Below are 18,673 nucleotides of genomic sequence, written 5' to 3'. Positions count from 1 at the left end.
ATATAATGAACTCTAATCAAACTTACAATCTTGTTTCAAAAGATAAAGAGATGGTGAAAGTTAGTAATTTTGAAAGATAGCGAAGTTTCAATGTATTTCGCTTATTGTAATGAATGATGAAGCATATCTTGGTATAATTGACTATGAGTGTTAACATTTTGTTATATGGATAAATGAGGGATTTGAATTGGCGTTAAATTTATTGTTACATAAAAAAAATGATATAAAAAATGATAATTTAATCGTACTGATACATGGACTTGGTGCATCTGATAATACATGGAAACAGGATGGTATTTCATGGATAGATCTATTTTTAACTGATGATACATTTAAAAATGTAGATGTAGCGGAAATAACTTATGATACATTCCATTTAGCAAACGGATTATTGGCTCTAATGGGAATTAAAAAACTTAAACTAGGTAAATTTAAAAGTTTTTCTGTTGGAAAAGGTCCTTTTACTACTATTGAAACTTTGGCTAGGGAATTAAAAAGAGAAATTGACTCTAAAAAAATTAAGCAATATAAAAATGTATTATTAATCGGTCATAGTATGGGTGGATTAGTAGCTATAAGATATATTCTCGAGGAACTTGAACATAATCAAACTCATAATGTAAAAGGTATGATTAGTTTAGCTACACCATATAATGGTTCTTCATTTGCTTTATATAATCAATTAATAAAAAGTATAAACAAGCATGCTCAAATTCCATCTTTAGAGCCTAATAGCAGTTTTTTAGATGAAACGATAAGATTATGGCAAAAGCATTTAGAAACAATTAATTTAGATTTTAAATTTTTCTTTGGAACAGAGGATACTATTGTGCCAGAAAACAGCGCCATTCCACATATTGTCAGATCGAAATGGACAGGAGGAATTCCTCTTCCAGGAGATCATAGTGGGATCTTGAAAGTAGAAAATCATAGTTCTATAAGTTACAGACATGTTAGTGAAGCAGTAAATGAGATTTTTGAAAGAGATATTGTATTAAAAAAAAAATAATAGATGAGCAAAGAAAGCTAACTTTAGCAAAATCTATTTCACGACTTAAGGCAAATGGTTTGGATAAAGAACAAGCTTTATATTTTTTAGAGAATAAACACTATAATTTTGAATATTTAAAGCCAACTGACGAAAAACGATTAGTAGTAATAGAAGGTGAGTTTGGACTAGGTAAATCTTTTGCTATTGATAAGATTTATTTAGATTTGTTATTAAGAGCAGAGAATGAATTTGATTTTCCTATTCCGATATGTATAAATGCAGCACAATTAGACATTGACGTTCAAAAGTATCTAGAAAAAATAGTTCTTGATAAATCAAAAAGATACTGGATTATAGTAGATGGAATGGATGAAGTATCAGTATCAATCGCATCAAATATATTAGAAAATATGCGTATAGCTATTGAAAGATGGGATAATCTCTGCATAATCCTTACAAGCAGACCATTAAGTATTTTTGCTAATATCTCTGAAAAGATAAGAATGAAAGGTTTGAATGAAGATGAAGCATTAGAGATAGTAAATTTTATCAACAATCAGCAAAAACTTTATCATTTTTACAATCTACCTAAAGACATAGAAGTAGTAATTCAACGTCCTCTTTTCGCGATTTTACTTGGATTATATTTAAGAAAAACAAATAATATAATCCCAAATACCAGTGGCGAACTACTAGCATACTTAATAGAAAACGCCTTTAAAAATGTAGAAATAAATGAATCAAATACAAATCAGTTACTAATGAATTTAGCTATGATAAGTACTAGCAGTGGAAATGTTCCTGTTAAAAAGACTGAAATAGGTGACATTGTCGAAGTTAGGAGTCTCTTAAACAGTGGTTTGATTATTGAAGAAAATGGTTACATATCATTTGTTCTTCCGATATTGAATCAATGGTTTGCTGCTAAGTCGTTATCCGAAAATATGATAAATATTAATCACATAATTGAAAAGGGTACTTTAGATTACTGGAAATATCCTCTTATTATTCTAATTACCATATTTAAGGAGGATACTATTGACAATATTCTTCGCGAAATTGTAGAAAAGGTACCAGGTTTTGCTTCAGTACTAATAGAGGAAAGTATAAAAAAATGGGGAATTCATAATGATATAACCTCTTTATCAACACAAGAATGTGGAGAAAAAATTAGAATGACCATGAGTTCTTGGATAAAATCTTTAGGCATCTTAGCTGATATTATTGCACCAGTGGATATGAATCGAACTATCCTACCTATTGGAATAATGAAAGATGACGAATGGTTATATATATCTTGGTATAGGGGAAGAAAAAAACTGCCTGAAATCAATATCCTAGATGGAAATAAGATTGAATATGACTGGCTAAGTTATAAAGGAGCTAGACCAGGTGATAGATCAAGTTGGTATTGGAGATGGACATTCGAGGAATTAAGGGGTAAATTAACAAAAATAATTAAAAATAAGGCATTGCCCATCTGTACAGAGATAATTTATAAAGAATTAATGTGGAGCACTTCCTTAAAAATAGTCAGGAAAGGCTCTTTATACACCAAAAGTATCAGTATAAATGAAATAAAATCTAGAATTGAAAAAGAATATCAGAATATTTCAGATATAAATGTAAATAAAAAACGAGTTCCAATGTCATTGTATAAGGATTACATTGCAAATTTAGAGATTAAAGGTATTAATGTTGTAGAATGTCCGATACCTGGGGAGGATATTGAAAATCCTAAAGACGATTGGGTATGGAGTGCCTACTCCGATGAACAGCTATATATAAGAACTGTAAAAATTTATAAAGAAGTGATTATTGGATATAAAGAGATTGTTGAAACATTCTTCCCATTATTAAAAAATAGGTTAAGGAAGTTTGTACTTTATCCTTTTACTCTAAAAGGAGATTTACAAGCACCTAAAGAAACAGATGGATTCTCTGCGGGTCCGGGATTAAATTGGCACTTAGAACCTTTGCCGTCAGATTATAAAGATTTTATTTTAGATATCCAATTTACAAAAGAAGATTCAGATGATTTTCATCTTGATGATAATATTATCTATGAAATTGGTAAAAAAATTAAAGAATATCGTCGAGATGATTGTATGTGGTTAAGTGTGACTCGTACTGGTCAAGTATTAGATATATTCGAGGATACACCAATAACTGACATTATTTATAAATGGCTAGAGCAAGACTTGAAATCAATAAATTGGGTTGATTAGTATTATATAGAGAGTTAATTAAAATCCTAAAATTTACACCCAAATTTAAAGTTACACATTTTGATTATTTTATCATTTGTGTAGCTTTTTTGAATTATTTTTGCCCCAAAAGTTGCTCTTCCTCCTGCATAGCCACCTTTATATTCTTTGTAGTTCTGTAGCTAATATATTATTTCTAATAGAAAACAAAATATTTTTTCCGATTAAATATGAAAAAATAATTAGTATTTATCTATTAAAATGACCGTTCCTGATAATTATGAAGAAAACAATAAAAAAATAGGCGCTTTAGCAAGATTGCATTCCGAAAGATTATGAAAAATAACAAAAAGTGTACCGCCTGCTGAATGTTCAAGCAAATTAATTTTACTAACCATTTCAAGTAGAAGAAAATAAATAAGCCAGCAAGAACCAATTCTAAAATGGAGTTGGTTCTTTTTTATGTAAAAATGCCACTGGGAAAATGGGAAAAAAATCCTTCTAAAAGTGTACACATATTAATTTATTCTTCTATGTTAACATTATAAACGTAGTGTTAATATTAGTATTCGTATATTTTGGATAAGTACATAAGTACTTAATAATTTGGGTATTAATAAAGAAGTATAGATAGTACCTGTGTATTAAATTCCAAAATAGTTAAAAATATAGCTTAAACTTGCTCAATATTTCACTAAGAAAAACAGGAGGGAGAAACATGGAGTTTGATACAGTCACCATTAGCAGAATGATTACAGCAATGACCCTTACCTTTCACATTATCTTTGCTACCTTAGGGGTCGGAGTACCATTGTTTATTTCTATTGCTGAATTCATCGGTATTAGAAAGCAAGATAAGCACTATGAATTGCTAGCCAAAAGATGGTCTAGAGGATTTGTGATAACGGTTGCAATTGGAGTAGTGACAGGAACAGCCATTGCCTTACAGCTATCTTTAGTATGGCCCAATTTTATGCAGCTTGCAGGTAATGTCATAGCACTGCCGCTATTTATGGAAGTATTTGCGTTTTTCTTTGAAGCTATTTTCTTAGGAATTTATTTATATACTTGGGATCGCTTTAAAGGAAAATATACGCATTGGCTATTAACATTACCAGTTGTAATCGGTGCAGGGATGTCTGCGGTTTTTATAACGACAGTAAATTCTTTTATGAATTCGCCAAATGGATTTAGCATGGTTGATGGAGAATTTGCTGCGGTTAATCCGTTAAAAGCAATGTTAAACCCATCATCGCCGACTAGAATTTTTCACGTCTTAGGAGGTTCTTATTTGACGGTAGCAGCTATATTAGCAACGATTGCTGCGATTGCGTTATTGCGAAATAAAGGTGCACGGGAATATCATAAAAAAGCATTAAAGATGACGGTTATCGCTATGTTTGTCTTTTCCGTGATTACAGCATTAGCAGGGGATGTATCAGCCAAATATTTAGCGAAACATCAGACGGAAAAGTTAGCTGCTGCAGAATGGCTGTTTGAATCAGAAGAGAATGCAGATCTCCTTCTATTTGGATGGTTGAATGATGAGAATGAGGTCGTGGGAGCGATTCGAGTACCTGGCTTTTTAAGCTTTTTAGCACATGGTGATTTTACAAGCGAAGTAACGGGGTTAGAAGTTACACCAGAAGGAGAAAGACCGCCATTGGTTATCCATTATTTATTTGATTCGATGGTATCTATTGGATTCTTCCTTTTAGGAATTTCGTTTATATATATTGTATTAGCTAGGTTTAAACGCTGGAATCAGCATAGTAGATTAATGCTATGGTTAATCGCAATAAGTGGGCCATTAGCAATGTTAGCTGTAGAACTTGGGTGGGTTTTTGCAGAGTTGGGAAGACAGCCATGGATAGTAAGAGGATATATGACTGTAGACGAGGCAGCTACATCATCTCCTTATATTCTGCATATGTTTTTTCTATTTCTAGCACTGTATATAGTCCTTGGCACTCTATTTACGATCACTTTACGAAAATTATTTAAAGATAATCCAGCAGAATTGGAGTTAGAAAAGAATTACCCTGAATGGAAAGAGGGGATTGAAAAATGAGTTATGAGGTAATCGGGATTACGGTACTATGGTTGTTCTTGTACGGTTATCTAATTGTAGCATCGATTGACTTTGGCGCAGGATTTTTTGCATATTATGCAAAGATTACCAAGCAAGACCATATCATTAATCAAATCATTTCGCGTTACCTATCACCAGTATGGGAAGTAACAAATGTATTTTTAGTTTTCTTTTTTGTAGGTATTGTTGGTTTCTTTCCTTCTTCAGCCTATTATTATGGCTCCGCATTGCTGGTACCTGCAAGTTTTGCGATCGTTTTGCTAGCTATTCGGGGTTCCTTTTATGCTTTTGAAAACTATGGTTCTAAGCAAAGTAATGTTTATATGTTTCTATATGGAGCGACAGGCCTATTTATCCCAGCTTCATTATCGGTCGCTTTAACGATATCAGAAGGAGGATATATTTCTGAACACAACGGCCAAGTTTCGTTAAAGTATTTCGAATTATTTACGAGCCCGTTAGCTTGGAGTATTGTTGCGCTGGCGATTGTATCTGTTCTATTTATTAGTGCAAGCTTTATTACTTATTATGCATCAAGGGCAAAAGATATAGCTGCACTTCAGTTAGTACGTAAATGGGCATTATTCTGGGCAACGCCAACCATTATTATGGCGTTGACAACGATGATTGCTTTAAGTCAGAGAAACCAAGTTAATTACGAAAATATGCTGGATTTATGGTGGATATTTGGCTTATCAATGGGCTTTTTTATTATTGGGATTGGTCTATTATATATAGGCAGGAATTATGGGATTGCTTTTATTGCCATTATGCTGCAGTTTCTCTTTGCCTTTTTCGGATACGGAATGGCTAAATATCCTTATTTGCTCTATCCATACATCAATATTGAGGATAGTGCCACAAATCCATCCATGGCAATGGCGCTTATCATTGCCTTCATAGGGGGACTCTTACTGCTAATTCCGTCCCTAATCTTATTGATGCGCCTGTTTTTATTTGATGCAGATTATGCCAAGGGAAAAAAATAAGAAGGCGGAATCATTATGCAAAATATAAAGAAAACAGTTTGGATGCATAAGAAAAAGATTTATTGGTTATTTGGACTAACCTTGATACTAGGGCTTGCAATTGTTGCCCAGGCCTATGTGATGACGTCCATTGTCGACGGTGTTTTCCTAAAAAAACAGTCGTTTTCAGCGATTATACCGTGGTTGATGCTGCTGCTTGTTATCCTATTTGTAAGGTCTAGTACCGATTATATAAGTAAACGGATTGGTGTTTCGATTGCGAGCAAGGTAAAAGGGGAAACACGTAAGAATTTATTGGCAAAATATACTGCTAATTCTGTCCAGCTGAATGAAAAAGGACAGACAGGCGAAAAAGTAAGTATGCTACTTGATGGTGTGGATGAGATGGATAGTTTTTATAGCCAGTTTATTCCACAGGTTATGCAGAGTACATTTGTACCGCTTTTAATGCTGCTGGTTATTCTTACTCAGCATGTAAATTCAGGGATTATTTTAATGGTTTCTGCCCCGTTTATTCCAATTTATATGATCGTAATTGGAATCAGAACCCAAAAAAAATCGGAGGAGAAGCTGGAAAAACTAGCTTCTTTTTCCGGTAAGTTTTTAGAAACTTTACAAGGGCTAGTAACTTTAAAACTATTTGCTCAAACAAATCGGCAAAAAGGAGAATTAGAAAAAAGTAGTTTAAGCTTTCGTGATACAACACTAGAAATATTGAAGATTGCTTTTACACAATCCTTTGCACTTGAACTTATATCGATGCTAAGTATTGGAATTGTGGCTTTAGAACTTGCTATTCAATTAATTATTTATAAAAGTATTTCTTTTTTCACGGCTTTTTTGATCTTAATATTGGTTCCAGAATTTTATACGTCCCTAAAAGAACTGGGTGTAACGTTTCATAATGGCAGAAGCAGCATGGGAGCTGCACAAAAGGTATTAGAGGTGTTTGAAGAGGAAGATGAACCTACTTTATGGGGAAAACAAACCTTTCCTAAGTGGAAAGTGCCCCCAACGATTGAGCTTCATCAAGTTGACTTTGCTTATACGAATACTAATTTCCGATTAGAGTCGATCACAGCAACTTTTTTACCTAACCAGCAAATTGCCATTGTAGGCGCAAGTGGTGCTGGAAAGACAACCTTGCTTCACTTATTAGCAGGTATGATTACTCCTGAAAAAGGGACGATTTATATTAATCAAGAAGCACTCACTAAATTTGCAGAAGCCGCTTGGTTAGAAAGGATTTCTTATATATCGCAAACTCCTTATATTTTTTCAGGAACGATTGGCGAGAATATTGCGATGGGAACGACAGAGAAAGTTGGGATGGAAGCAATTAAAAAGGCAGCACAATTAGCGGGAATTGCACCGCTAGTTGCTTCATTAGAACATGGCTTTGATACTCGAATTGGCGAAGCTGGCAGAGGGCTTTCTAGCGGTGAAAAACAAAGAGTTTCGATAGCACGTGCTTTTCTTAAAAAGCCTCACATTGTATTGTTGGATGAACCAACGCGCGGGCTTGATTTAGCTACTGAAAAAATATTGCAGCAGTCGATTCAAAAATTAAAGGAGACAGCTACGGTGATTACCGTTGCCCATCGTTTGCATACGATCAAAAATGCCGACCAAATTCTTTTTTTAGAAAATGGGAGACTCCAGGCTGTTGGGACACATGAATCATTATTAGAAATTTCACCTGCATATAAGGAGTTAGTAATGATTCAAAAAGGGAGGGAACAATAATGAGTGCACTGCAGAAAATAATGAGATTAATGTTAATAGAGAAAAAAGACATTAGCGTAGCTGTAGTATGTGGTTTTATTGCTGGAATTAGCAGTGTCGGCTTATTTGCTGCAAGTGGTTATCTTATATCTAAGTCTGCATTAATTCCTCCCTTCTATACTTTAATTATACTAACTTCAACCGTTAAGTTACTTGGTCTTGTGAAAGCAGGAGCAAAATATGGAGAGCGCCTTTCATCACATCGAGCTACTTTTACGATTTTAAGTAATTTGCGAGTGGCTTTCTTTGAAAAATTGACGCCGCTTATTCCGCAAATATTTCATAAATATAGAAGCGGGGACCTGCTTGCGCGTGTAGTTGGAGATGTAGAAAGTTTGCAAAATTTCTTTTTAAGAGTGTTTTACCCACCGCTTGTGCTCTTACTTGTTTTTGTCAGCACGATCTTATTTACTAGTTTTTATTCCATCGCCATTGCGCTGATTCTATTACTTGGTTTTTTCCTGACGACGATTATCATTCCAGCACTATTTTCCTTAAAGCAAGTCAACATTAAAGGGAAAGTTAGGCAGGAGCGTGGTGATTTATCCACCCATATTACAGAGATGATGTATGGGTTTCGTGAATTAAAGCTGTTCCATCAATTACCACATAAACAACAGCAGCTATTAAATCGTTCTGAATCGTATATTAATGAACAAAAACGAGAAAATTTAAATAAAGTATCGAGTCAATCATTTAATGGTTTTATCACGTTGGTTACAAGTTGGTTTGTCATAGGAGTTGGAGCCTATTTAGTTGCGAATGGCATGCTTGAAGGGATATTTTTAGCAATGCTTGTTATGATTTCTTTAACTGTCTTCGAGTCTGCAGCGTCAATGGCTGTATTTCCTATTTATATGCAAGAAAGTAGAGATGCATCAAGACGCTTATATGAAGTGGTAGAAGATCCTAGTTATACAAAGAATCATAGTGATCCTGATATTAATAAGTTATCTAGTCTCCCGCCGTCATTAGAATTTAAAGATGTACAATTCACTTACATGGGGGATTGGCGCAGCACGATTCCTAACATATCATTTACGATACCAGCTAGGTCAAAGACGGCAATTGTCGGTGCCAGTGGCTCTGGAAAATCCACTGTCCTTCAGCTGATTTTAAAGCTGCAAGAAGTTGATGCCGGAAAGATTTATTGGGGAGATTTGGACACATCGTCTGTATCTTCTGAGGCTATATGGGAACAAACGAAAGTTGTCTTGCAGGAGAATTATTACTTTTATGGAACGATTCGTGAAAATCTTCAATTAGCAGCATCAGAACTTAATGACACACAAATGGAAGCAGCATTAGCAAAGGTGCAGCTAGAACATTTTTCCCTAGATCATCGCGTGTTAGAAAAAGGAGAAAATCTTTCAGGCGGAGAAAAACAACGCTTAGCACTTGCTAGAGCATTTTTGAAAAAAGGACATCTATGGTTATTAGATGAGCCAACCTCATCACTTGATGCACAGACAGAACAAACTATTTACAAAGAAATTTTTAAAGATGCCGATCAGGATACATTTATTATGGTCAGCCATCGCTTAAAAGGTTTAGAGTCTATGGATCAAATTATTGTAATGAATCATGGCGAAATTATGGAGTACGGTTCTTATAAGGATTTAATGGAAAAGAAAGGTTATTTTTATCAAATGAAGGTACTAGAAGAAAGCTTGCTTTAAGGAAAAAATGAAAAGTTATTTGTTTTGAAACTTTGTAAAGATGAGGGGGAATTAGCAGATTGAATACTATAGGATTCAGTCTGCGGGTAATATCCACTCCCCCACTTTTTCATCTGCTACATAGTACTCGTATCAATAACGAAACGATATTTTACATCAGAAGCTAAGACACGCTCATAAGCCTCATCAATTTGGTCTGCGGAAATTACTTCTATTTTTGGTACAATATCGTGCTTCGCGCAGAAATCCAGCATTTCCTGTGTCTCCCGAATGCCTCCAATCAGGGAACCGGCAAAGGAACGGCGGTGTCCAATCAATGACATCACATTTAATGACAATGGTTCCCCAGGAGCACCGACATTTACCATCGTACCGTCAAGGGTAAGTAAAGAAAAATACGCATCAAGATTGATTTTTGCACTTACAGTGTTAAGAATTAAATCAAAGGAGCCAGCAAGTTTTTCAAATGTCTCTGGATCATTTGTAGCGTAATAATGATCCGCTCCAAATTCTAAACCATCCTCTTTTTTCTTTAATGATTGAGACAGGACCGTTACCTCTGCTCCCATTGCATGTGCAATCTTAACAGCCATATGGCCAAGACCACCCATTCCGACAATCGCTACTTTTTTACCTGGACCAGCTCCCCAGCGATTTAATGGAGAGTAAGTGGTGATACCTGCACATAGTAATGGTGCCGCAGCATCCAGTTCGATGTTATCAGGGATTCCTACTACGAACTCCTCTGTTACAACAATATGGGTTGAATAGCCGCCTTGTGTAGGCTCTCCGTATTTGTCTACTCCAGCATATGTAGGAATATTACCTTTAAGACAGTATTGTTCTTCCCCCTTTAGGCAGTTCTCGCATTCTCCACATGAGTCCACCATACATCCGACACCCACACGATCGCCGATTTTATACTTCGTTACTTCCGGTCCGATTTCTGTAACAATTCCTGCAATTTCATGCCCTGGTACAAGAGGATAATTAACAGGTCCCCATTCTCCATGAGCTGTGTGGATGTCTGAATGACAAATGCCTGCATACTTAATTTCTATGAGAACATCGTGTAAATCTAGGTCACGTCTTTTAATTTCGGTTGCTTGAAATGGTTTATCTGCACCATATACTGCTCTTGCTTTAGCTGAAATCATTCTAAAACCTCCAATAATTTGATAGTAGAAAAAAGTTCCTTCTCTTTTTTCCTTACAAAATTAGCATAGCCCCTATAGTTAACTCTAGGGCAAGTGAAAAGTATCAATAGTTATATAAATAGTTCTTTCTTCGTAAATCTTTGACAGGGGTCATCTGTCATGATAGGATTCTGCTTAAATCACAGAGTTAATGCAAAATCTTGATCCGTAGGTGGAAAGGGGAAAGCGAATGAAAACATATTCGATCAGTGAAGCAGCCAAAAAATTAAATCTTACTATATATGCTTTACGATACTATGACAAGGAAGGACTGATGCCTCTTGTAACTCGTGATGCTAATGGAAACAGATTGTTTAAAGAATCAGATATAGAGGCATTAAAAGTTATTCAATGTTTAAAAGCAACAGGAATGCCGATTAAGGAGATAAAAGATTTTATCGCTTGGTGTTCGGAAGGGGATTCCACTTTACAGCAAAGATATGAGATGTTCCTGGAACGAAAAGCTGCAGTAGAAGCACAGATAGAAGAGTTGAAACAGACCATGGAAGTTGTTAATCATAAATGCAATTATTATAGGAAAGCTATCGAAGCAGGGACAGAAGATATTCATAAAAAGAATAAGATCAGTAATTTCAATTGATAAAAATTAGTATAATCATTATTAATTGTGAATCCAGTACGTTGGTTTAGAGAAAAAATAGTATTTATTAGAAGAAGAGGTAAGTAACGATGAAACTAGATGAATTTACAATCGGACAAATTTTTCGGACAAAGGCGCTTACATTAACGAAAGAAGAGATTATAAAGTTTGCAGGCGAATTTGACCCGCAATATTTGCATGTAAATGAAGCGAAGGCGAAAGAAGGAAGATTTAATGGCATAATTGCTTCAGGTATTCATACTTTAGCTATTTCCTTTAAACTATGGGTCGAAGAAGAGAAATATGGTGAGGATGTTATTGCCGGTACCGGGATGAACAATATACAATTTATTAGGCCTGTATATCCCGGTGATAAGTTGTATACGATTGTAAAAGTTCTTGAAAAAAAAGCTAATAAAAGTGCTACCGGTATTCTTACTGTATTGCTTAAGACGTACAATGATAAAGAAGAGCAAGTATTTGCAGGAGAATTATCTGTATTAATAAAACGATAAAAAGATGAAATTAGGCTGTCGATATGCTTTTTGTAAGAGTATCGGCAGCCTTTTTGATATACCTAATTGTAACAGGTAAATGAATTTTTAACTTTTTGTGAACTTATGCACAAACTATGTTTTTGATGCTATACTTTGGTAGATGAAAGTACCGGAGTAATGAATAGAGTAGGTGCTATATGGAGGTAATAAGATGAAAAAAAGAATAACATCTATGCTTATCTTAGTTTTTTCCCTAGTGCTTGTCCTTGTTGGTTGTGGAAACGACAAAGCAAGTAACACGCAAAAGCAAGAAAAAAAGGATAAGGAAGCAGAAGCGGTATCAGGAGCATCAAAAACTAGTTATACGCCATATGAAGAACTTAAAGAGAGCTATGATATTATCATTGTTGGTGCTGGCGGAGCTGGAATGACTGCTGCATTGGAAGCGAAGGCCAAAGGATTAAATCCGGTTATCCTTGAAAAAATGCCGGTTGCAGGAGGAAATACAACAAAGGCTTCTTCTGGAATGAATGCTTCAGAAACAAAATTTCAGAAAGAGCAAGGCATTAAGGATAATAATGATAGTTTTTATGAAGAGACATTAAAGGGTGGTCATGGAACGAATAATAAAGAGATGTTACGATTCTTTGTTGATCATTCAGCGAGTGCTATTGATTGGTTAGATTCCATTGGTATCCGTTTGAATAATTTAACGATTACAGGAGGAATGAGCGAAAAACGTACACATCGTCCTGAAGATGGCTCAGCAGTTGGGCAGTATATTGTAGATGGATTACTGAAAAATGTGCAAGAAAAGGATATACCACTATTCGTTAATGCAGATGTGAAAGAAATAACAGAAAAAGACGGGAATGTAAATGGTGTCCGTGTATTATTCAATCAAACAGATGAAAAAGCAATTGCTGCAAAAGCCGTTGTTATCACTACTGGTGGATTCGGCGCCAATATGGAAATGATTAAAGAAGTAAGAAGTGATTTAGGGGACTATGTGACAACAAACCAAGCTGGTAGTACAGGTGACGGAATTAAAATGATTGAAAAATTAGGTGGGACAACCGTTGATTTAGATCAAATCCAAGTCCATCCAACTGTACAGCAAGATGAATCCTATTTAATAGGAGAAGCGGTTCGTGGAGAAGGTGGGATAATGGTCTCTGCAGAAGGAAAAAGATTTACAAACGAATTAGACACGCGTGATAAAGTTACTGCGGCAATCAATGAGCTTCCAGAAAAAGCGGCATTTTTAGTGTTTGATGCTGGGGTGAAATCTCGTGTAAAAGCTACTGATCAGTATAAAAAAATGGGATTTGTATTAGAAGGAGAAACAGTCGAGGCTCTAGCAGAAAAGATGAATGTTTCTGCTGACGAGTTAACTTCAACGCTAGAAACATGGAATAGTGCCGTTAAGAATAAGGATGATCAAGCTTTCGGAAGAACAACAGGAATAGACAATGATTTATCTTCAGCTCCATTCTATGCTATTAAAATTGCCCCAGGTATCCATTATACAATGGGGGGAGTAAAAATTAATACAAACACAGAAGTCCTTAATAAAGAAGGAGCACCAATCCCAGGCTTATTTGCAGCAGGGGAAGTTACCGGTGGACTTCACGGAGAAAATAGAATTGGCGGTAATTCTGTTGCAGAAATAATTATCTTTGGTCGTCAGGCTGGTGTGAAGTCTGCTGAATATGTAAAGGCAAAATAATCGATATTACTGTGAAAGTTCAATTTTAGTTTCAGTAGTATATTAGGCTGATAGATAGGTAAAAGGTTCAAATCACTTTTGATTTGGACTTTTTATTTTGCCATTAAGATTATCGCCTGAAATTAATTAAGGACATCGGACAATCTCTTGCTTTCATACGCTAAATGCAAAGGGGAGATGCGGAAAATGAAAGAAACTAGAAGAAAAGAGTTAATGATTGTGGTTGTAGAATTTTCGCAATTGAAAAAATTTTTAATGCTGGATATGGGAATCGGTACTTTGTCTTATTATTTAGTTAAAATGATTAATGGCAATCTCCTTATTGATTTAATAGGAAGTACTATTATTACGGAAGGAGTAAAAAGAGTGTATAAAGGGATGAACAATAAAAATAAGACTATTACTTAGAAAGAATGAAGCAAGTTTCGAAAAAACAAAAAGGAAGGAAAGAAAGTGATTTTTTTGCGTATAAATGTATTAAGTGATGTTAATGGTTAGGGGAAGAAGGATAAAAAGGTAGGAAGAAAAGCTTGGAGATAAAATAATTTACCTATAATACTTAATGTTATAGATTGACGAATATTTGGAATTTAGTTAAAATTTTTCCTGAGTGAAACTTTTTTTAATTAAGATATAAATTTTATATAAATGAAAAAATGCAGAAATATTTTGGAAGATAAAGGGGGATTTAAATGCCCGAAAATTTATTAATTGCCTTTGGTTTAACATTATTAGCTGGCCTTGCTACTGGGATAGGAAGTATACTTGCCTTTTTTACATCCACTACAAACACAAAGTTTCTCTCTTGGATGCTTGGCTTTTCAGCAGGAGTAATGATTTATGTATCGATGATTGAAATTTTTGTGAAGGCGAAGGATGCATTAGTCGGATCATTGGGAGTACAAACAGGGAATTGGCTTACGGTGGCGGGATTTTTTGGCGGAATTTTACTTATTGCATTGATTGATAAATTTGTTCCAGAGCAAGGAAACCCACATGAATTAAAGAAAGTAGAGGAAATTAATAAATCCAATCTAAAAAGGACGGATCATTCTTTATTAAAGATGGGAAGTTTTACAGCATTGGCAATCGCTATTCATAACTTTCCAGAAGGAATTGCAACCTTTACCGCAGCTTTACAAGATCCAGGACTTGGGGTAGCAATCACTGTTGCCATCGCCATACATAATATTCCAGAGGGGATTGCGGTGGCGGTACCCATTTACTTTGCAACAGGTGATCGAAAAAAGGCGTTTAAACTTTCGTTTTTATCAGGATTAGCGGAGCCTGTTGGTGCATTAGTTGCTTTTCTCATCTTAATGCCATTTTTAAATGATGTTATGTTCGGTCTCATATTTGCAGCAGTAGCAGGAATCATGGTATTCATTTCTTTAGATGAATTACTGCCAGCAGCTAAAAAATACGACGAAGGCCACTTATCCATATACGGCCTGATAGCAGGAATGGCTGTGATGGCAGTAAGTTTGTTATTGTTTATATAATGAAAAATCATATAGTCAATGTCTTTAATAGAACAGGATTGATTCAGCCGGAGTACACGCACCCGAAAAGGAAGTGTACTCCGGTTTTCGTCTTAATAGGATTCATCATTACTTCCTCTCTAATAAGTTGTTTTCCTTCTCCATTTTTTCCACTTCTACTTTCAATTTTTCTGTTTCCAATAAAAAATTCTCATGTTTTAATCGTTCAAGCTCTAATTGATCTTTTAGGATTGCTCTGTTGAGCTTAGTCCTTTTTTCTAAATGATCCGTGATAATTCCAGCTAAGGAAATCAAGAATATAGCTAATACAATCACAATAACAATCATCATATAACTCCCTTGTATCGTTTAGTAATTAATACGATAAACGCGCAAAAAAGTTTCAAATGAAAGCCATAAGAAATATGACTCTGCAAATTGGCATTTTTTTGAGGAATAACAAAGAAAGGAAATGAAATCATATAAAAAGGAACAAGAAAGAATTCGGACAGCATAACTGTCATCCATTCATGCAAGTTTGAAAATCGATGTAGAAATATATTCTACAGAAATCAAAAAGCTTTCTAGCGGAATAACTTCTCTTCAAAAAAATATATAATGGCTTCTTTTATGGAGGAAAATATGATTATTGCATCAGAAGGGAAGCAAACCTTAGCAAGTCTAAAAGGAATTGAATCCCAGCTATCTGTCTTAGCACTTCATTCCAGGGAGGAAGAGGCCCAGAAAGCTTTTCATGAAGCGATGGTGTTAGTTAGTGAAATGAAACATGAAATTCAGTTGCAAGTGTATTAAATATAAAAGGGAAAAAGCACAGCAAATGATGGCAAAATTGTTTATGAGTCTTTAACGAAAATAGAAAAGACCGCTTCATGGCTGCAGACGGAATTAGATAAGCTAGATGTAACACTTGAGAACGTTTTTCTAGGACGGGTCAATTCCTATGGGGAACTTACGATTGATATATATGATGATAAGATGGAACTGGCAGAGCCGCAAGAAAGACCGTAGAATTGTACTCCTTGTAAACGGATAACACAGCTGCAAAAGCGATCTATAGGAAGAATGCAGATAAAATGGTACAAATGAAAAATAAAGTAAAAGTATATTTAGGAGAAAATTCTAAGGAAAATAGATGAAAGAGAAGGCGTTATCATCTATTATAGAAGGAGGATAACTATTTGGATGAATACAATAAAAGTGTGTAGGTGAACAGAATGGAAAGACAGGATGAAAAAGTAATAGTCGGAGAAGCAGCGGTCGTTCAATTTGTGAAAGATGGGATGACAGTGGGACTAGGCACGGGAACTACTGCCTATTATGTGATAAAAAAAATGGGAGAAATGATTAAGGAAGGGATGGAATTAAAAGGTGTAGCAACGTCAAAGGCTACAGAAAAGTTAGCCAGTGAATGTGGAATTCAGCTGGTTGATATAAATGAAGTGGAGCAATTAGACATTGCTATTGATGGAGCGGATGAAATTGATGATAACTTCTTTGCAATAAAAGGGGGAGGCGGAGCATTATTGCGTGAGAAAATAATTGCTAATGCTGCTAAAACCTTTATTGTAGTTGCTGATGGAAGTAAGAAAGTGCAATCATTGGGGAAATTCCCTCTGCCTATTGAAGTCGTACCTTTTGGCTGTGAACATACAGAGAAAGCTATTCAAAAATTCGGCTGCAAAACAGCAATACGGCAGAAAGATGGCGAGCTCTTCGTAACAGATAACGGAAATTATATTATAGATTGTTCCTTTCCTACTATCCAAAACCCCACTCAATTACATCAAGACTTGAATAATATAGTAGGGGTAGTAGAGAATGGCCTTTTTATTAATATGGTAGACGTATTAATTTCAATAAATGAGCAAGATCAAATTAGCGTGGAGCACAAGAACAGATAATGCTTTAGATATAGGGGATTTATGTAGAATAAGTTCCCTTGTAACGGAAGGATAATGGCGGTTTATGGAAATGCTTTGGAGCTGTTTTAAAGATATCTTTATTTTTGCTTGAAAGCGTTTCTTTTTTTGTTTCTACGTTATATTATCGTAGATAGGTAAGGGAATCCTTATCTAAGAAATGCATCCAATGGAAGGATGCAATCATGTTACAGAAATAAGGGAGAGATAGAATGTCTTTACGAGAAGATGCTTTACATATGCATCAAGTCAAACAAGGGAAATTGGAAATCCATGCAAAAGTGGAAGTGAAAAATGCCCAAGATTTAAGTTTAGCTTATTCTCCAGGAGTAGCAGAACCATGTAAAGAAATTTTTGAAAACCCGGAAACTGTCTATGACTTTACCATGAAGGGCAATATGGTGGGACTTATCACTAATGGTACATCCGTACTCGGTTTGGGGAATATTGGTGCTGAGGCATCATTGCCAGTAATGGAAGGGAAAGCAATATTGCTTAAAAGTTTTGCAGGAGTAGATGCCTTCCCAATTGCTTTAAATTCAACAGATGTAGACAAGATAGTAGAAGCAGTTAAACTAATGGCTCCTACTTTTGGCGCCATCCACCTTGAAGACATTGCTGCTCCGCAGTGTTTTGAGATTGAAGAAAGATTAAATCAAGAATTAGCCATTCCTGTTTATCATGATGACCAGCATGGTACAGCAATCGTAGCTTTGGCAGGACTTCTGAACGCCCTTAAGATTGTAAAGAAAGAAATGAAGGATTTGAAAATAGTAATAAATGGTGCTGGCGCTTCAGGTATTGCTATTACCAAGCTTTTCAACTCTTATGGTGTAACTAATATGATTATATGTGACACAAAAGGGGCGATCTTTGCTGGCAGGAAAGCTGGGATGAATCCAGCGAAAGAATCTATAGCAGCATATACGAATGCTAAGTTGACGATAGGTACACTGAGAGATGTTTTGGTAGGAGCAGATGTATTTATTGGCGTTTCTGTAGCAGACACTTTAACGAAAGAAATGGTACAGACAATGAATAAGGATGCGATCATCTTTGCACTGGCAAATCCAGTACCAGAAATAAGTCCTGCACATGCGAAAGAAGCGGGCGCCATCATAGTTGGAACAGGAAGATCAGATTTTCCGAACCAAGTTAATAATGTATTGGCCTTTCCAGGTATTTTTCGTGGTGCTTTAGATGTTCGTGCGACCACTATTAATGAAGAAATGAAAAAAGCAGCAGCAGAAGCGATTGCAGGATTAGTTGCGGATGCCGAGTTGAATGAAGATTATGTAATTCCAAGTCCCTTTGATCCTAGAGTTGCTCCCGCTGTTGCTTCAGCTGTGGCAAAAGCAGCAATGGAAACAAATGTAGCAAGAATTCAAGTTAATCCAGAAGATGTAAGGCTGAAAACCATGAAAGCGACGATTATTGATAAACAATAAAGAGAGAGAGAAAGAGGCTCGAGCCAAATGGCAGCCTC

At 35.4% G+C, this 18,673-nt stretch carries 17 protein-coding genes; 15 read left to right on the top strand and 2 right to left on the bottom strand.

Annotation, left to right across the window (positions count from 1 at the left end):
* The first annotated feature begins 187 nt into the window (after positions 1-187).
* From NSS71_RS14535 to cydC, 6 genes are all read left to right on the top strand, one after another.
* Complete coding sequence (locus NSS71_RS14535; protein ID WP_047945083.1) at positions 188-1,009, top strand: alpha/beta fold hydrolase; 822 nt, start codon at positions 188-190, stop codon at positions 1,007-1,009.
* Between the two features lie 59 nt (positions 1,010-1,068).
* The gene (locus NSS71_RS14530) at positions 1,069-3,219 is read left to right on the top strand and encodes an NACHT domain-containing protein (protein ID WP_169189097.1); all 2,151 of its coding nucleotides are present in this window, start codon (positions 1,069-1,071) and stop codon (positions 3,217-3,219) included.
* Positions 3,220-3,916: 697 nt separating this feature from the next.
* Positions 3,917-5,269, top strand: a complete 1,353-nt coding sequence (locus tag NSS71_RS14525; protein WP_095258551.1) for a cytochrome ubiquinol oxidase subunit I — start codon at positions 3,917-3,919, stop codon at positions 5,267-5,269.
* Positions 5,266-6,279: a cytochrome d ubiquinol oxidase subunit II gene (locus tag NSS71_RS14520; RefSeq protein ID WP_047944877.1), complete on the top strand. Its 1,014-nt coding sequence runs from the start codon at positions 5,266-5,268 to the stop codon at positions 6,277-6,279. Before NSS71_RS14525 ends, NSS71_RS14520 begins: the two co-directional genes overlap by 4 nt.
* A 15-nt stretch (positions 6,280-6,294) precedes the next feature.
* On the top strand, positions 6,295-8,025 hold the full coding sequence (gene cydD, locus NSS71_RS14515; protein ID WP_251688305.1) for a thiol reductant ABC exporter subunit CydD: 1,731 nt from the start codon (positions 6,295-6,297) through the stop codon (positions 8,023-8,025).
* On the top strand, positions 8,025-9,743 hold the full coding sequence (gene cydC / locus NSS71_RS14510; protein ID WP_251688307.1) for a thiol reductant ABC exporter subunit CydC: 1,719 nt from the start codon (positions 8,025-8,027) through the stop codon (positions 9,741-9,743). The genes cydD and cydC overlap by 1 nt, the downstream gene beginning before the upstream one ends.
* Before the next feature lie 116 nt (positions 9,744-9,859).
* On the opposite strand, the gene NSS71_RS14505 is transcribed toward cydC, so the two are convergent.
* Positions 9,860-10,900, bottom strand: a complete 1,041-nt coding sequence (locus tag NSS71_RS14505; protein WP_251688309.1) for an NAD(P)-dependent alcohol dehydrogenase — start codon at positions 10,898-10,900, stop codon at positions 9,860-9,862.
* A gap of 229 nt (positions 10,901-11,129) precedes the next feature.
* Here NSS71_RS14505 and NSS71_RS14500 point away from each other — a divergent pair, with 229 nt between their 5' ends.
* From NSS71_RS14500 to zupT, 5 genes are all read left to right on the top strand, one after another.
* The gene (locus NSS71_RS14500) at positions 11,130-11,540 is read left to right on the top strand and encodes a MerR family transcriptional regulator (RefSeq protein WP_341151781.1); all 411 of its coding nucleotides are present in this window, start codon (positions 11,130-11,132) and stop codon (positions 11,538-11,540) included.
* 89 nt (positions 11,541-11,629) lie between these two features.
* A complete protein-coding gene (locus NSS71_RS14495; protein ID WP_047944884.1) occupies positions 11,630-12,055 on the top strand; it encodes a MaoC family dehydratase in 426 nt (141 codons plus the stop codon).
* Between the two features lie 193 nt (positions 12,056-12,248).
* Positions 12,249-13,766 carry a flavocytochrome c gene (locus NSS71_RS14490; protein WP_144546290.1) on the top strand — a complete coding sequence of 506 codons (1,518 nt, stop codon included), beginning with the start codon at positions 12,249-12,251 and terminating at the stop codon, positions 13,764-13,766.
* Between the two features lie 186 nt (positions 13,767-13,952).
* On the top strand, positions 13,953-14,174 hold the full coding sequence (locus NSS71_RS14485) for a hypothetical protein (protein WP_061800391.1): 222 nt from the start codon (positions 13,953-13,955) through the stop codon (positions 14,172-14,174).
* A 284-nt stretch (positions 14,175-14,458) separates the two neighbouring features.
* Positions 14,459-15,268, top strand: coding sequence for a zinc transporter ZupT (zupT, locus tag NSS71_RS14480; RefSeq protein WP_047944888.1), 810 nt, complete (start codon positions 14,459-14,461; stop codon positions 15,266-15,268).
* A gap of 108 nt (positions 15,269-15,376) precedes the next feature.
* On the opposite strand, the gene NSS71_RS14475 is transcribed toward zupT, so the two are convergent.
* Positions 15,377-15,598: a hypothetical protein gene (locus NSS71_RS14475; protein WP_321198338.1), complete on the bottom strand. Its 222-nt coding sequence runs from the start codon at positions 15,596-15,598 to the stop codon at positions 15,377-15,379.
* 291 nt (positions 15,599-15,889) lie between these two features.
* Here NSS71_RS14475 and NSS71_RS14470 point away from each other — a divergent pair, with 291 nt between their 5' ends.
* The 4 genes from NSS71_RS14470 to NSS71_RS14460 all read left to right on the top strand — a co-directional run bounded on the left by NSS71_RS14470 (position 15,890) and on the right by NSS71_RS14460 (position 18,635).
* Positions 15,890-16,060 (top strand): DUF1657 domain-containing protein, encoded by a 171-nt coding sequence (locus NSS71_RS14470; RefSeq protein ID WP_082138459.1) that lies wholly within the window; start codon positions 15,890-15,892, stop codon positions 16,058-16,060.
* Positions 16,061-16,096: 36 nt separating this feature from the next.
* A complete protein-coding gene (locus NSS71_RS25715; RefSeq protein ID WP_445668943.1) occupies positions 16,097-16,276 on the top strand; it encodes a hypothetical protein in 180 nt (59 codons plus the stop codon).
* 206 nt (positions 16,277-16,482) lie between these two features.
* A complete protein-coding gene (rpiA, locus tag NSS71_RS14465; protein ID WP_047944890.1) occupies positions 16,483-17,169 on the top strand; it encodes a ribose-5-phosphate isomerase RpiA in 687 nt (228 codons plus the stop codon).
* Positions 17,170-17,399: 230 nt separating this feature from the next.
* Entirely contained in the window at positions 17,400-18,635 is a 1,236-nt protein-coding gene (locus NSS71_RS14460; protein WP_341151780.1) for an NAD(P)-dependent malic enzyme, read from the top strand.
* Positions 18,636-18,673: the final 38 nt, after the last annotated feature.

The organism is Niallia sp. FSL W8-0951, from assembly GCF_038006525.1.
GTDB lineage: Bacteria > Bacillota > Bacilli > Bacillales > Cytobacillaceae > Niallia > Niallia circulans.
Note: the sequence above shows the minus strand (reverse complement) of the source record. Positions and strands in the feature narration are given on the sequence as shown.

Coding starts and splice junctions, on each gene's coding strand:
- NSS71_RS14525 (WP_095258551.1), top strand. CDS start 3,917: ATGGAGTTTGATACAGTCACCATTAGCAGAATGATTACAGCAATGACC.
- NSS71_RS14520 (WP_047944877.1), top strand. CDS start 5,266: ATGAGTTATGAGGTAATCGGGATTACGGTACTATGGTTGTTCTTGTAC.
- cydD (WP_251688305.1), top strand. CDS start 6,295: ATGCAAAATATAAAGAAAACAGTTTGGATGCATAAGAAAAAGATTTAT.
- cydC (WP_251688307.1), top strand. CDS start 8,025: ATGAGTGCACTGCAGAAAATAATGAGATTAATGTTAATAGAGAAAAAA.
- NSS71_RS14505 (WP_251688309.1), bottom strand. CDS start 10,900: ATGATTTCAGCTAAAGCAAGAGCAGTATATGGTGCAGATAAACCATTT.
- NSS71_RS14500 (WP_341151781.1), top strand. CDS start 11,130: ATGAAAACATATTCGATCAGTGAAGCAGCCAAAAAATTAAATCTTACT.
- NSS71_RS14495 (WP_047944884.1), top strand. CDS start 11,630: ATGAAACTAGATGAATTTACAATCGGACAAATTTTTCGGACAAAGGCG.
- NSS71_RS14490 (WP_144546290.1), top strand. CDS start 12,249: ATGAAAAAAAGAATAACATCTATGCTTATCTTAGTTTTTTCCCTAGTG.
- NSS71_RS14485 (WP_061800391.1), top strand. CDS start 13,953: ATGAAAGAAACTAGAAGAAAAGAGTTAATGATTGTGGTTGTAGAATTT.
- zupT (WP_047944888.1), top strand. CDS start 14,459: ATGCCCGAAAATTTATTAATTGCCTTTGGTTTAACATTATTAGCTGGC.
- NSS71_RS14475 (WP_321198338.1), bottom strand. CDS start 15,598: ATGATGATTGTTATTGTGATTGTATTAGCTATATTCTTGATTTCCTTA.
- NSS71_RS14470 (WP_082138459.1), top strand. CDS start 15,890: ATGATTATTGCATCAGAAGGGAAGCAAACCTTAGCAAGTCTAAAAGGA.
- rpiA (WP_047944890.1), top strand. CDS start 16,483: ATGGAAAGACAGGATGAAAAAGTAATAGTCGGAGAAGCAGCGGTCGTT.
- NSS71_RS14460 (WP_341151780.1), top strand. CDS start 17,400: ATGTCTTTACGAGAAGATGCTTTACATATGCATCAAGTCAAACAAGGG.